Source organism: Parasaccharibacter sp. TMW 2.1884 (genome assembly GCF_023337695.1).
Lineage (GTDB): Bacteria > Pseudomonadota > Alphaproteobacteria > Acetobacterales > Acetobacteraceae > Bombella > Bombella apis.
Genome location: NZ_QORR01000001.1, coordinates 163,468 through 177,658, shown reverse-complemented (window position 1 = coordinate 177,658; position 14,191 = coordinate 163,468). Strand labels below are relative to the sequence as shown.

Sequence of the window (14,191 nt, the reverse complement as noted above, 5' to 3'; positions counted from 1 at the left end):
GACCACCGGCAGGCAGGACATTCAGAGGCCTCTGACACGACCCATTCTTTTACCGCAAAGGCAGCCCATCCATGACGCAGCCCGAAATGTCCTTCACCCCGGAGCAGATCACCGCTCTCTTCATCGATGCGGCCCGCAATGGTGAGAATGATCTGGTCAGGCAGTTTCTTGAGGCCGGCATGCCGGCAGACTGTGCCGACAGCCGGGGCTATACACCCCTCATCGTCGCCACCTACAACGACCAGCTCGACACGGCCAGCCTGCTGCTGGACAACGGGGCCGACCCGAACGGCGTGGACGCCAAGGGGGCCACGGCGCTCTCCGGTGTGGCCTTCAAGGGGTATGAGGCCATTGCCCGCCTGCTGCTGGAGCGTGGCGCCAATATCGACCAGGCCAACCATGCCGGGCGCACGCCGCTCATGTTTGCCATCATGTTCGGACGGCAGGGCATGGCCCGCCTGCTGCTGGAACGTGGCGCCAACCCGGACATCCGGGATACGGAAGGCCTTTCCGCCAGAGACCTTGCCCACCGCCAGGGCCTTGGCAGCCTCTTTGCGGAGGCCACCGCCCCATGAGCCGTTTCTGGAACCGGCAGGTCCACGACCTCCAGCCCTACATCCCCGGTGAACAGCCCCGCATGACCAATCTGGTCAAGCTGAACACCAATGAGTCCCCCTACGGTCCGTCCCCCCGTGCGCTGGAAGCGATGAAGGCCAGCGTAACTGATGACCTGCGCCTCTATCCAGACCCGACAGCCCTGGCCCTGCGCACGGCCATTGCTGAACAGGAAGGAGTTCCGGTCGAGTGCGTCTTCACCGGCAACGGTTCTGACGAGGTCCTGGCCCACGCCTTCCGGGCCCTCTTCCGTGACGATGCGCCGGTCCTGTTCAGCGATGTGACCTATGGCTTCTACCCGATCTACTGCCAGATGTTCGGGCTGGATTACCGCACCATTCCCCTGCGGGATGATTTCACCATCGCACCAGACGATTATGACGGTCCGGCTGGTGGTGTCATAATCGCCAATCCCAATGCCAACACCGGCATCAGCCTGCCCCTGCCAGCCATTGAAGGACTTCTGAAGCGCTTCAATGCCCAGACGGTCATCATCGATGAAGCCTATGTCGATTTCGGCGGGACCAGCGCCGTGGCCCTGACACAGCGTTATCCCAACCTTCTCATCGTCCGTACCTTCTCCAAATCCTCCGGTCTGGCGGGGCTGCGCGTGGGCTATGCCATCGGCTCGGCGGAGCTGGTGGAAGGGCTGACACGGGTAAAAGACAGCTTCAACTCCTATCCGCTGTCCCGCCCGGCACAGGCCGGGGCTGAAGCCTCCATCCGGGACACGGAGTGGCTGGAACAGACCACCACCCGCATCATCGCCACACGGGAGCGCACCGTGGCAGCCCTGCGGGAGCGTGGCATGACGGTCCTGCCCTCCACGGCCAATTTCATTCTGGCCCATCACCCCTCATGCCCAGCTGACACGCTTTTCACCGGCCTGCGGGAGCGGGCCATCATCGTCCGCCATCAGGGCGGCAGCCCCCGCATCAGCGACTGGCTCCGCATCACCATCGGCACGGATGAGGAGATGGACGCCCTGCTGGCCGCACTGGATGACCTGCTGCCCCGCTGACGCATCAGCCCCCTCATCATTTTACAGATTAACAGGACAGACCCATGCCCACATCCTCTTTCACACATGACCAGCTTCTGGACCGTCTGGCCGAAGTTTCCGTCCGTACGGGGCTGAACATCACACCTGGCCAGCAGCTCATCATCACGGCAGGGCTGGAAGCCGTACCCCTCATCCGGCGCATCACGGCCCATGCATACAAGGCCGGAGCGTCACTGGTCACAACCCTGTATCAGGATGATGAGACTACGCTGGCCCGCTTCCAGCACGGTCATGAAGACAGCTTTGACACGGCAGCGGGCTGGCTGGCCAACGGCATGGCGGAAGCCTTTGGCAAAGGAGCCGCCCGCATGGCCATCACGGGGGGGAACCCGACCCTGCTGAAGGACCAGAACCCGGACCACATCTCCCGTGTCAGCCGGGCCAGCTCCACGGCCTATCGTCCGGCCATGGAACGCATCACCAATTTTGACATCAACTGGAACATCATTGCCTGCGCCACACCGGCCTGGGCCGAGCAGGTTTTTCCACATCTGCCAGCAGAGGAAGCCCTCACCGCCCTGTGGAATGGCATCTTCCAGGCCTCCCGCGTGGATGTGGCCGACCCGGTAGCGGCCTGGGCGGACCATAACCGGACCCTCCATGCCCGTGCTGCCATGCTGAATGACCGCCGCTTCGACGCCCTGCACTTCACCGGACCGGGCACAGACCTGACGGTCGGGCTGGCGGATGGCCACCTCTGGGCCGGTGGTGCCGAAGAAGCCAAGAATGGCATTGTCTGCAACCCGAACATCCCGACAGAGGAAGTCTTCACCACCCCACACTGTGCCCGTGTGGAAGGGACCGTCTCCAGCACCAAGCCACTCTTCCATCAGGGATCGCTGATTGACGGAATCCGGGTCCGCTTCGAAAAGGGGCGCATCGTGGAGGCTCATGCCAGCAAAGGCGAAGATGTGCTGAAACGCATTCTGGACAGTGATGAAGGCGCACGCCGCATTGGCGAGGTTGCCCTCGTACCCCACTCCTCCCCCATCTCCCGGAGTGGCATCCTGTACCAGAACACCCTGTTCGATGAGAATGCCGCCTGCCACATCGCTCTTGGGCAGGCTTACACGAAATGCATGACCAACCCTGAAGGGCAGAGTGAAGAAGAGCTGATCGCCCGTGGAGCCAATCATTCCATCATCCATATCGACTGGATGATCGGTTCCGACAGGATCAACATTGACGGCCTGAAGGATGGCCAGCGCACACCCCTCATGCGCTCTGGCGAATGGGTCTGACCCCTCCAAGGAAACAGTAACCGTGACCATTGCTCTTGACCCCGCCCGCCTGCCAAAGCTGGACATCCTCTCCCTCGCCCGGACCGGCCTCATCCTCCGTGCCGAGCGGGAGACACCCGATACGGGTATCCCCAGTTTCCTGACCCGGTCAGGCTGGGTCGAGCTGGTCACCCATCACCGTCGCTCCACAACCGACGGAATTGAAACGGAGGAGCAGACAGCCAACCGCCTGCTCCCCGCACTGGAGCGCATCTGCGCCCGCCTCCTCAACGAGGCGGCCCGTGGGGCAAAGGCACAGGACAGGCAGGATGCCTCCGTCTTTACCGTGGAAACAGACCTTTTCCCCAGCTCTACGCAGACACGCATTGTCCTGGTTGCAGACAGGACCCATCCCGTTGCCTGCGCCCTGATCGGCACGCCAGAACAGATCACCCAGCTTCTGGCCTCCACCGATACGAAGAGCGGTGAAGCCTGAAACGATTCGGACCTCATACATCCTATTTCCAAATGTTTTACCCTCGAAATAGGATTAAAACAGTTTTATTTTATCATTAAAAGAATTGATGACCTGCCCCGTTCCCATAAAAAAAATTAGGAACGTTCTATAACCCTTGTTCGACAGGCCCATTTAGCAAAACTATATTGTTGCTTAATTTTTCACTTATATTTAAATAAAATTTTTTACTATGGTAATTGTTGAGAATAATTTCAGTATGTAAAAAAAAATTATAAATTAAATGTAAGTATAACTTCATATTACCTTATCAGAAGCCTATCATATTCTTCTTTTCTGTAAAGAAAAACATCAAAAAACCCCTTATTTGACACAAAAAAGTCCTATGATCCTGACATATACGACGAAAGTTCTGGTTGTATGGATTGCTAAAAAAACAATCAAAGGTTGCATTTCATAAAAAATCTCTTCCATAATACAACCGTTCCAAGGGGAGTTGAAATTATGCGTATTCTCATCGCTGATAGCGACAGCGGCGCTGTAAGCCATCTGGTAAAGGTACTGGGGAAGTCCTCTTACGCGGTCGACCATGTCAAAACCGCCGATGAAGCCCTCAACATGTTCAAGCACTATGAATATGATCTCTTCATAACCGAGCTGGTGCTGAGCGACCTGCCGGGAGAAGAGCTCATCCGTCAGGTCCGACGCTCCCGGATCTCCACGCCCATCATGGTTCTGTCCGTCCGGACAGACTCCCCGACCAAGGTGGCCGCCTTCTCAGCTGGGGCTGATGACTACGTTACCAAACCCTTCGACATGAGCGAGACCCAGGCGCGCATCCAGGCTCTGACCCGCCGTTCTTACGGCATCGCTGAATCACGCCTGCGCGTTGGCCCGCTGGAACTGGACCTTGAAAGCCGGATGGTCAGCGTCAATGGTCACTTCCTGCACCTCACCAGCAAGGAATATTCCATTCTGGAGCTGCTGCTCCTGCGCAAGGGTGCAGTCCTCACCAAGGACATGTTCCTGAACCATCTCTATGGTGGCATTGACGAACCCGAAATGAAGATCATTGATGTCTTCATCTGCAAGCTGCGGCGCAAGCTTCAGCGCTTCGGTGCCGAACACATGATCACCACCGTCTGGGGTCGGGGTTACATCCTTCAGGATCCGGCCGTGGCGGCTGGTACCTCTGCTTCTTCGCAAGGCTTTACCGAAGGGTCAGCTCCCCTGCGTCAGGCAGGCTGAAATCCAGGCACGGAGCAGCCCTCCCATCTCCCGTGAAGTAAAGAAAAAGGCCCTTGCCCCATGGTGCAGGGGCTTTTTCCTTACTGAAAGGGAAAGGCTTTTCAGGCTCCGGCCAACGTCTGGATATGGGCACTGACCCGGTCCACGACCTCGGCTACCAGAGCCCTGTCCCGGGCCTCCACCATCACGCGGATCAACGGTTCTGTCCCGCTGGCCCGCAGTACAAGACGCCCCTTCCCCTTCAGCCGTTCTTCCGCCCAGCTGACAATCTCCCCAAGGGCCGGATGCTTCATGGGATTATCACCCTTGTAGGCCACATTTTTCAGGGTCTGGGGATAAGGCTCAAAAAGATGACACAGCTCACTGGCTGGCTGGCCGGATTCCACCAGAGCTGCCAGAACCTGAAGCGCCGCCAGCAGGCCATCCCCTGTTGTGGCGTGATCGGACAGCACCATATGGCCGGACTGCTCCCCGCCAAGATTGCCTCCCGTCTGGCGCATGCGCTCCACAACATAACGGTCCCCGACAGCCGTTCGATACAGGCTTAGCCCCTGCGTTGCCAGATAATCCTCCAGCCCGATATTGGACATGACAGTCGCCACGATCTCGGAACCATTCAGCCGCCCCATGCGCTTCCAGAGTGTAGCGATGAGAGCCAGTATCTGGTCCCCGTCCACCAGCTCGCCCCGCTCATTGGTGAACAGGACACGGTCCGCATCCCCATCCAGCGCAATACCGCAATCTGCCCCATGAGCCCGCACAGCTTCACAGAGTGCCTGCGGATGGGTAGAGCCGACACCATCATTGATGTTCAACCCATCCGGTGAGGCCCCTATGGTTATGACCTCTGCCCCCAGCTCCCAAAGGGCTGCAGGTGCCACACGGTAGGCAGAACCATGCGCACAATCGAGCACGATTTTCAGGCCATCCAGCCGCAGTCCCCGCGGGAAGGACGATTTGACACTCTCAATATACCGGCCTGCCGCATCATTCAGGCGGGAGGCCCGCCCTATGGCCGCAGGCGATGCCAGCTGTCCGCTCAGATCGTCCCCCATCAGGGCTTCGATCTCTGCCTCAACAGCATCGGAAAGCTTGAACCCGTCTGGACCGAACAGCTTGATCCCGTTATCCGTGAAAGGATTGTGGGATGCCGAAATCATGACACCCAGATCAGCCCGCAGGGAGCGGGTCAGAAAAGCAACAGCAGGCGTAGGCAGCGGCCCCAGCAGGACGACATCCACACCTGCCGAGAGAAAACCGGACACTAGGGCACACTCGATCATGTAACCGGAAAGACGCGTATCTTTGCCCAGCACAACCGTGTGGCGATGCTGGCGCCCTGTCTGCCGGCAGAAATACAGACCCGCCGCCTGCCCCAGCTTCTGGGCTATCTCCACCGTCATGGGTGCCGTATTGGCCTCGCCACGGATCCCGTCAGTCCCGAAAAACTTCCGCCCGTCTGCCATGACTTCCCCTCCGTCTTCCATACCATATGCGGCTTCTGCCAACAGCTGACAGGGCTTGCCTTCCTGCACCAGATGCTCCCTGCAATGCCAGCCATTCCCCCGATACGCAAGCCTTTCATAAACAGAACGGGCGCATGGCCAATGCTGCCATGCGCCCGTCATCCCTGTCAGTCAGACCAGAATAGCCTCAGCCCGATCAGGCCGGCTGGGAGGCCACTTCTCCCCCACTGGCAGCGCCCGACATGGCACCGGAAGATGGCACCGACGGACGACGCCCATTGAAGGAATATTCCTCCTCTTCTTCCTTGCCCAGCGGTTCCCCCCGGATGACCTTTTTCACTTCCTCGCCCGTCAGCGTCTCATATTCCACCAGCGCCGCAGCAAGGGCATGAAGGGCATCAATATGGGTCAGAAGAGTATGCTTGCACTGGCCATATGCCTGATCGATCAGCTTGCGGACTTCCTGGTCGATCTCACGACCTGTCTGGCCGGAAATCTGACTCCTGTCCGTGCAGTCCACCATGCCGATAAGCTCGCTCATGCCGATCTGTGCCACCATGGACCGGGCTGTGCTGGTCGCCTGGCTGATGTCGGAGGCCGCACCGCTGGTCACGGCATCATGACCATAAATGATCTCCTCCGCCACACGCCCGGCCACGGCCACGACGATGCGGGCATAGGCCTCCCGACGGGATATGACATCAGGGTCCTTGTCCGGCAGGCTCATCACCATGCCAAGAGTCCGCCCACGAGGCACGATCGTAGCCTTGTGGATGGGGGTTGTCCCCGGGGTCAGCACGGAAGCAATGGCATGGCCAGCCTCGTGATAGGCTGTCATGCGCTTTTCTTCCTCCTCAATGACGGCAGACCGGCGCTCGGCACCCATCCATATCTTGTCCCGGGCCTCCTCAAACTGGGCCATGGAGACGACCTTCCTGTTCTGCCGTGCCGCAAACAGGGCGGCCTCATTGACAAGATTGGCCAGTTCCGCACCCGAAAAACCCGGCGTGCCCCGTGCAATCACCCTTGGGTTGACATCCGCAGACAGGGGCAGCTTCTTCAGATGAACCTGAAGAATCTTTTCACGCCCCAGCATGTCCGGGTTGGGCACGACGACCTGCCGGTCGAACCGGCCCGGACGCAGCAGAGCCTGATCCAGCACATCGGGACGGTTGGTCGCTGCAATGAGGATGACCCCCTCGTTACTGTCGAAACCATCCATCTCCACAAGCATCTGGTTCAGTGTCTGCTCACGTTCATCATTGCCACCTCCCAGACCAGCACCACGCTGGCGGCCTACGGCATCGATCTCATCGATGAAGATGATGCAGGGCGCATTCTTCTTCCCCTGTTCGAACATGTCACGGACACGGGATGCACCAACACCGACGAACATCTCGACAAAATCGGATCCGGAAACGCTGAAGAACGGCACATTGGCCTCGCCAGCCACGGCACGGGCCAGCAGGGTCTTCCCTGTACCGGGAGGACCAACCAGCAGAACACCCTTGGGCAGGCGTCCCCCCAGACGGGTGAATTTATGCGGGTCCTTGAGGAAGTCGACAATCTCGACAAGGTCTTCCTTGGCTTCATCCACCCCGGCCACGTCGGCAAAGGTGACACGCCCCTTCTTCTCCACCATCATCTTGGCACGGGACTTGCCGAAGCTCATCGCCCCCCGCCCGGCCCCGCCATTCTGCATCTGGCGAAAGACCATGAAGCCCAGGCCCAGCATCAGGATGATCGGCAGATAAGCCGCAATGTAACGAAGAACGGGATTGTCATCACTCTGGGGCGGGTGGGCAGTCACCTCAACTCCAGCCGCCGTCAGCCGGGACACCATCGAGGGGTCGGACGGAGCATAGGTCTCGAACGACGTACCATTGGTCAGCACGCCGGAAATGTTCTGCTCCCGGATGGTAACGGACCGGACCTCATGACGCTCCACATCATGCACGAAGTCAGAATAGGCGATCTTCTGAACGGCCTGTCGGCTGCCCCCAGGCTGGAATGCCGCCAACATGCCGATGACCGCCAGGACGATGACCACCCAGATCGCAACATTACGGCCAATGTTTTTCATCTCTTCAAAAACCTCACAAATCGGGACGCACAGGCCGGGCCGGCGTCACACTCAGTGCCTTCAAGATAGGTATTTCTGGCAGCGTTCCCACCCCCATCAGGCCAAAATGGATGAAAAACCCTGATTCCGCCTCATTCGCACGGCCTGTTTCATCCCGTCCAGTCCCGTTCCCCTGTCAGGGGCGTTCCCCCATCCCAGACAAAAGTCACACGGGGCAGGTCGGGCCGCAGCCCTCTCATGCCCTCTGGAACTGCAACAGGTTCACCCCCAACCCACAGGGCAGGCAGAGCGGGCAGAACACAGGCCGGAACGGCCCGGCCCGCCCGCTGCCACGGCCCCAGAGCCGCCACGACCGCATCCGCATGATCAGGCCCCAGATACCGCCAGCGCCCGTCCCAGCACTGCCCATGCCGGGCCGGACGCTTTTCCGTCAGATTCCTGGCCTCGCGGTACAGCATCCAGCCTGTTTCCCGCCCCCGGAGAGGATGCAGGCAGACCCGCCCCAGAGAGCCTTTTCCAGCCCGCCGCAGGGCCACAACAGCCTGACGGGAAGGCACATAATCCTGCCCCCCCACAAGGCGGATCAGCCGCCCCAGCAATTCATCCTCCAGCAACGGCTCCGTGTCATGATCCTCACCGCCCCCCAGCTGAAGAATTTCCGGTGCAAGTTTCAGCCATCCTTCCGGCTGCCAGGCCACCCCACAGGCCATGAGAGCCGCCAGCCGATCCTCAACCCTCTTCTGTCTGGCACAGGCATCCTGCCTGAGAACATGCATCGCCCGCCGCCCGGCATCTGTCAGATCCTGCCGGACTTCCACACGGCGGAAACGGCGGTTCTGATTTGATGGGTCCTCACACCAGGACACCCCAGCGGTGCGCAGCGTCATTTTCAGCCGTTCCGGCCGAATCCCCAATAACGGCCTCAGCAGAGTGATCCGCCCCCGCACAGTCCGGGCCGCCATGCCACACAGTCCCCGGGGTCCACTGCCCCGCTCCTGACGCATCCAGAGTGTTTCCTCCTGGTCTGCCTCATGATGCGCCACCAGCAGAACGGAGCCTCCAGCGTCGATACAGGCACTTTCCAGAACACCGAAACGGGCTTCTCTGGCCCGGTTCTGTATCCCGCCGGGTCTGAGAGGGGCCAACGTGAGCTGCCGTGCCGGAATATCCAGTTCCGCAAGACGCTGGCAGGTCAGAGCAGCTTCCCCGGCCGATTCAGGCCGCAGGGCATGATCCACGACCAGCGCCAGAACATGGCGCCTCCACCCCCGGGCCAGCAGGGCCAATGCCATGGAATCGCCTCCACCAGACACGGCGATGCAGAGTGGATGCGTCACCTCATCCGGCCCCACAGGACCGATCCGGGACATGATGTCAGCAAACTCACCGGGCGTGACGGGCCTCACCCCATCTTCATCCAGCTCCGTCGTCCCCACCATGCTCCTTAATGACAGCCTGCCCGCTCGCTGAAAATTTTCTCGGACGACTTCACCCGGGCCGAAGCATTGGGGAATTCCTTGTGCAGCCGTTGCAGGGCCTCGCAGGATGCCGTCCTGTTGCCCAGTGCCAGCATGGACGCCGAAACACCCAGCAGGGCCTCTGGTGCCCGTGGGGAATCAGGCGAATGGCTGTACACATCGTAGTAGGTCAGTGCGGCATTCTTGTAGGATTTCTGCCCGGCCAGCGACTGCGCCAGCAGATACTGGGCCTCCGTGCGGCTCCAGCCTGTCTTGCTCTGCTTGAGGGCCTGCCGGGCCTGTGTCTCCGCAGCCTCATACTGATGGGCCTTCAGAGCCGCACGACCTGCCTTGAGGGTATCGGCCACGGAGGTTGCCTGTGGCGTTGCCGGCGGCGCCGCTACGACCGCCGCCGGGGCTGATGCCGCCGCTTCCCCGGCTTCGGGAGCCGGACGGGGCGCAGCATGATGACCATTCTCGAGGGCAAACTGCATGTCCCCCATCTGCTTCGCCACCGCAGCCTCATCCTGATGAAGCTGATTGCTCATCTGCTCCATCTGGCCATGCATCTCCCGCACCTGGCTCTCCAGAGAATTCACACGCTCCAGCAGATTGGCCACAAGATCGCCTCCGCTACGCCCTGATGAAACACCCGAAGACCGGTTGCTGTCATCACCGCTGGATGTCGGAAGGGGAGCGGAAAGATCCTCACCCTGCTCATCAACACTGCCCACACCATCACCCAGGCCACCACCATCATGCTGACGGGCCAGTGCCTGATGCTGCCGCATGATGGCCTCGCGGGAGAGACCATCCTCCGCCCATGCCGGAGCAAATGCTGCGCTTGCCGTGCAGGAGAGCAGCACGGCCCCCAGCGCACTTTTCAGAATGGCTGAAACAGGCCCCAGAACAGGCCGAGCAGAATGACCCATGATCTCATCTCCCAACGGACAGGCAATCATCACACATAAAAAAATCGGGCCGGTTTCCTCAACCGGCCCGACCTTTCCCGGAAAGGGCATCATCTGCCCCTTCCTACAGGTTTCCCGGAACCGGGCCTGCTTTAACGGACAGACGTAATGGCGTTACGGTTCTGTGCCCATGCTTCCGGCGTATCACCATCAGCCGTCGGCCGGTCCTTACCATAAGAGATCGTCATGATACGGGACGGCGCCACACCCTTGGCTTCCAGATACTCACGGGCGGCATTGGCACGACGCTGACCCAGAGCAATGTTATACTCCTCGGTGCCACGGTCGTCACAGTTGCCAGCCACCAGGATGTTGACCTGCGGGTAACGGGCAAGCCAGGCAGCCTGCTTGTCCAGCGTGGCACGGCCTTCGCTGTTGAGCTGGTTCTTGTTCAGCTCGAAATAGACGCGGTCCCCGGCAGTGGCGACCAGATCAGCCTGGCTGCCCGGAACGGGACCCTGGCTCATCTGCTGCATGTTCTGCCCATCGCCATTGTTGTCGTGGTCCTTGTGGTTACCACTACAGGCGGTCAGAGCGCAGGCCATGCCCAGCACGGCGAACATCTTCAACTTCATGACAATCTCCTGCAAAAAGATGCACCCCAGTAGATGGGGAGTTTTTCACCCACCTGCAAGACGCAGATGGGGAAAGGCGGCTGGCAGCCCGAAGGCCACCGATGCCATGGAAGCACAAGGTCTCCCATGACCAGAAAAACATTCCCTGCGCTCAGCGCCGCAGCGGCGACCAGGCCGGGTCAGAAGCCCCGGTCGTAGTAGGAATGATATGCTCATTGAAGCCTGCCACGTCAATCACGGCGATGGAAGAGCTGAAGCCCGCTCCCCCAGCCCCTGCCGCATTCTGGCGACAGAATGCCAGCGCACGGCCATTGGGGGCAAAGCTTGGGCTTTCCACCGTGAAGCCCTGTGTCAGAGACCGCTCACCAACGCCATCCGGCCCCATCACGCCAAGGGTGAACCCCCCTGAACCAATGCGGACAAAAGCGATCTGGTCCCCTCTTGGTGACCACACGGGCGAGCCATAGTGACCATGGCCGTAGGAAATGCGCCGGGCATCTCCACCATTGACGCTCATCACGTAAAGTTGTGGCGAACCGCCACGGTCAGAGTTGAAGACGATGTTCTGGCCATCCGGGCTGAAGCACGGGCTGGTATCAATCACACCCGGGGCCGATGTCAGACGACGCCGATGCTGGGTCGCCAGATCAATCAGATACAGATCCGCCCCGCCATCCCTTGTCGTGGCGGACAGGATGATGCTCCGCCCATCAGGAGAAAAGCGGGGAGCGAAAGAGATCCCCTCAAACGTGCCCAGAATGGTCTGCTGTCCCGTATTGAGGTCATAGACATACACACGGGGCCGATTGTTGGCATAGGACAGAAATGCCAGCTGCTCGCTGATCGGGCTGAAGCGGGGTTCCAGCGTCAGCCAGCTGCCATTGGTCAGCATGTGGGCATTGGCCCCATCCTGATCCATGATGGCCAGACGGGTGGACTGATGCCGCCGGGGACCTGTACGGGAAATATAGGCGATGCGGGTATCGAAATAACCATCCTCGCCCAGCAGGCGCTTGTAGATGGCATCCGCAATGATGTGTGCAATGCGGCGCCAGTTGCTCTGGGAGGCCGTATAGGCCCGACCTTCCATCTGCTGGCCCGCCACAACGTCCCAAAGGCGCATCTCGACCCGCACGCTGTCAGACCCGGCGGCACTGCCGGCCACGGCCACACGGGCCCCACGGCCCTTCAGTGCCGAGAAATCCGGCTGAACGGAAGCCGGTACCGTTCCCCCCATGACCTGGAAAAGCCCTGTGCTGGACAGGTCGGCCGAAATGACGCCAGAAATCTGGTTCCCCAGCCCCGGCCCGAAATCAGGAATCACGATGGGAATGGGGGCCTGATGGGCGCCAGCGACCGTGATCTCTGCCGGAGCGCTGTCACCTGCTGCCCGGGCCGTCCCGCCCAGAAGAGCCAGCGGCGTGACAAGCACACCACTGGCGGCAGCACCGCCCAGAAGGGAGCGGCGGGACAGATGCCGCTGGAGGATGCCGGCTTCGGTATCAGAAAAAAACGACATGAAACAACCTCAGATAAATCCAGCCTCAGGGCTTGAACAGAAAACGGAACTGCCGCACCTGCCCCAGCAGGCGCTTCGGCACGGGCAGGCGGGAACAGGTTGGACTCAACACGGCATCCCTCGCCCGCTCGGCCTGGACCCGATAGGTCGGATCCGCTGCCATACGGGCACGGGTCTCCGGCAGAAATGTGACCATGCGGGCCTCGCCGGAGGCATCCACCGTCACCATCATGCGGGCAGAGAAATTCTGGTAATTCCGGGCCAGCGTATCCTCCTGGTAGCAGCGCTGCACGGACGACCCGATGGCATTCTGCTCACCACTTGTCAGCGCCCCGGTATCGCCATCAGGACGGCCACCACCACGGGGTGACCCACCCTGCGCCTGATTGGGCATCGCCTTGGGCGGGCGCTCCTGCTTCTCCTGGCTCCGGTACTCATCCAGCGTGGCCAGCAGGGAGCGGCTGTCCTCCTGCGTTTTTTTGGCCTCATGCTCCTGCTGGGTATGGGAGAGCTGCGGCTTGGCAGGGGGCTTTTCCACCTTGTGATCCGGCGCCTTGACCTGTGCCTGCTTATGCACGGGCTCCGGCTTCGGCTTTGCCTGTTCACTCACCTCACCCTTTTCCTGCACGGGAGCACGCTGCTGGACCGGCGTTTTCACCGCCACATGGGAAGGTTCCGGCGCAGCCTGTACAGGCCGGGGTGGTGGCGGAGCGGGCGGAGGTGGCTCAACCGGCTTCGGCTTGGGCGGCTGTGGCGCCGGTGGGGCCTTTGTCTCCGTAGGTGCCTGCGGCGCCGGAACCTCGGCCTTGTGAGAAGACCGGGCCGCTGGCCGGGCCCCGCCGGTCGTCTCATACACCATGGTGACCGTCTGCTCGTCCGGCTGAGGTTCCGGCAGCGGTGGCTGTGGATGCCAGAGCAGAAAGCCCAGCACTCCCCCATGCAGCAGCAGGGAAGCCAGCACCCCGCCCGTCACCAGGCTGGACTGCTTCCTTTCCCGCCGCTGATAGGGCGGTGGTGTTTCGTCAAACGGTGATGACGCAGAGAGGCTCACACAGTCTCTCCTTACTGGCCGCCCTGCGGCTGCTGTGCCAGCAGGGCAACATGCGTGAAGCCGCCAGATGTGATCTGCCCCATCGTGCTCATCACCTTGCCATAGTCGATATGGGCATCGGCCCGCACAAAGATGCGACGGCCAGGATCATCGCTTGCCATCTGCTTCAGCCGTGTCACGAGGTCATCCCCACTGACAGGGTCATCCCCCAGATACAGGCTGCCGTCGCTCTTGATGGATACCGTAATGGGCTTGTCGTCCGAGTTGACCGGCTTGGCGCTTGTCTGCGGCAGATCGACATTCACACCGCTGGTCAGCATCGGTGCCGTCACCATGAAGATGATGAGCAGCACGAGCATGACATCCACCAGCGGGGTGACATTGATGCCAGCTTCAGGCTGGCTCCGCCGCCTGCCCCTGCGTCCACTGCGTGATGAAGCCTCCATGA

Annotated in this window: 13 protein-coding genes; 5 read left to right on the top strand and 8 right to left on the bottom strand. The window is 60.6% G+C overall.

Going from position 1 to position 14,191, the window contains the following annotated elements; genetic code table 11:
- The first annotated feature begins 71 nt into the window (after nt 1-71).
- The 5 genes from DTI93_RS00800 to DTI93_RS00780 all read left to right on the top strand — a co-directional run bounded on the left by DTI93_RS00800 (nt 72) and on the right by DTI93_RS00780 (nt 4,621).
- Complete coding sequence (locus DTI93_RS00800; protein ID WP_043560832.1) at nt 72-575, top strand: ankyrin repeat domain-containing protein; 504 nt, start codon at nt 72-74, stop codon at nt 573-575.
- Nucleotides 572-1,636: a histidinol-phosphate transaminase gene (hisC, locus tag DTI93_RS00795; protein WP_086431155.1), complete on the top strand. Its 1,065-nt coding sequence runs from the start codon at nt 572-574 to the stop codon at nt 1,634-1,636. Before DTI93_RS00800 ends, hisC begins: the two co-directional genes overlap by 4 nt.
- A 44-nt stretch (nt 1,637-1,680) precedes the next feature.
- Nucleotides 1,681-2,919 (top strand): aminopeptidase, encoded by a 1,239-nt coding sequence (locus tag DTI93_RS00790; protein ID WP_043561572.1) that lies wholly within the window; start codon nt 1,681-1,683, stop codon nt 2,917-2,919.
- 22 nt (nt 2,920-2,941) lie between these two features.
- Nucleotides 2,942-3,394, top strand: coding sequence for a hypothetical protein (locus DTI93_RS00785; RefSeq protein ID WP_249079340.1), 453 nt, complete (start codon nt 2,942-2,944; stop codon nt 3,392-3,394).
- Nucleotides 3,395-3,877: 483 nt separating this feature from the next.
- Nucleotides 3,878-4,621 carry a response regulator transcription factor gene (locus tag DTI93_RS00780; RefSeq protein WP_248630366.1) on the top strand — a complete coding sequence of 248 codons (744 nt, stop codon included), beginning with the start codon at nt 3,878-3,880 and terminating at the stop codon, nt 4,619-4,621.
- Between the two features lie 101 nt (nt 4,622-4,722).
- Here the strand turns inward: DTI93_RS00780 and glmM are convergent, their stop codons facing one another.
- From glmM to tolR, 8 genes are all read right to left on the bottom strand, one after another.
- Nucleotides 4,723-6,087, bottom strand: a complete 1,365-nt coding sequence (gene glmM / locus DTI93_RS00775; protein ID WP_043561575.1) for a phosphoglucosamine mutase — start codon at nt 6,085-6,087, stop codon at nt 4,723-4,725.
- Nucleotides 6,088-6,283: 196 nt separating this feature from the next.
- The gene (ftsH, locus tag DTI93_RS00770) at nt 6,284-8,170 is read right to left on the bottom strand and encodes an ATP-dependent zinc metalloprotease FtsH (RefSeq protein WP_043560846.1); all 1,887 of its coding nucleotides are present in this window, start codon (nt 8,168-8,170) and stop codon (nt 6,284-6,286) included.
- A 149-nt stretch (nt 8,171-8,319) separates the two neighbouring features.
- On the bottom strand, nt 8,320-9,609 hold the full coding sequence (gene tilS / locus DTI93_RS00765) for a tRNA lysidine(34) synthetase TilS (protein ID WP_249079338.1): 1,290 nt from the start codon (nt 9,607-9,609) through the stop codon (nt 8,320-8,322).
- A gap of 5 nt (nt 9,610-9,614) precedes the next feature.
- A complete protein-coding gene (locus DTI93_RS00760; RefSeq protein ID WP_166651626.1) occupies nt 9,615-10,559 on the bottom strand; it encodes a tol-pal system YbgF family protein in 945 nt (314 codons plus the stop codon).
- A 131-nt stretch (nt 10,560-10,690) separates the two neighbouring features.
- Nucleotides 10,691-11,173 (bottom strand): peptidoglycan-associated lipoprotein Pal, encoded by a 483-nt coding sequence (pal, locus tag DTI93_RS00755; RefSeq protein ID WP_043560851.1) that lies wholly within the window; start codon nt 11,171-11,173, stop codon nt 10,691-10,693.
- A 151-nt stretch (nt 11,174-11,324) separates the two neighbouring features.
- Nucleotides 11,325-12,692 carry a Tol-Pal system beta propeller repeat protein TolB gene (tolB, locus tag DTI93_RS00750; RefSeq protein WP_043560854.1) on the bottom strand — a complete coding sequence of 456 codons (1,368 nt, stop codon included), beginning with the start codon at nt 12,690-12,692 and terminating at the stop codon, nt 11,325-11,327.
- A 25-nt stretch (nt 12,693-12,717) separates the two neighbouring features.
- Nucleotides 12,718-13,743, bottom strand: a complete 1,026-nt coding sequence (locus DTI93_RS00745; RefSeq protein ID WP_052349152.1) for a hypothetical protein — start codon at nt 13,741-13,743, stop codon at nt 12,718-12,720.
- An 11-nt stretch (nt 13,744-13,754) separates the two neighbouring features.
- On the bottom strand, nt 13,755-14,189 hold the full coding sequence (tolR, locus tag DTI93_RS00740; RefSeq protein WP_043560856.1) for a protein TolR: 435 nt from the start codon (nt 14,187-14,189) through the stop codon (nt 13,755-13,757).
- Nucleotides 14,190-14,191 lie beyond the last annotated feature (2 nt).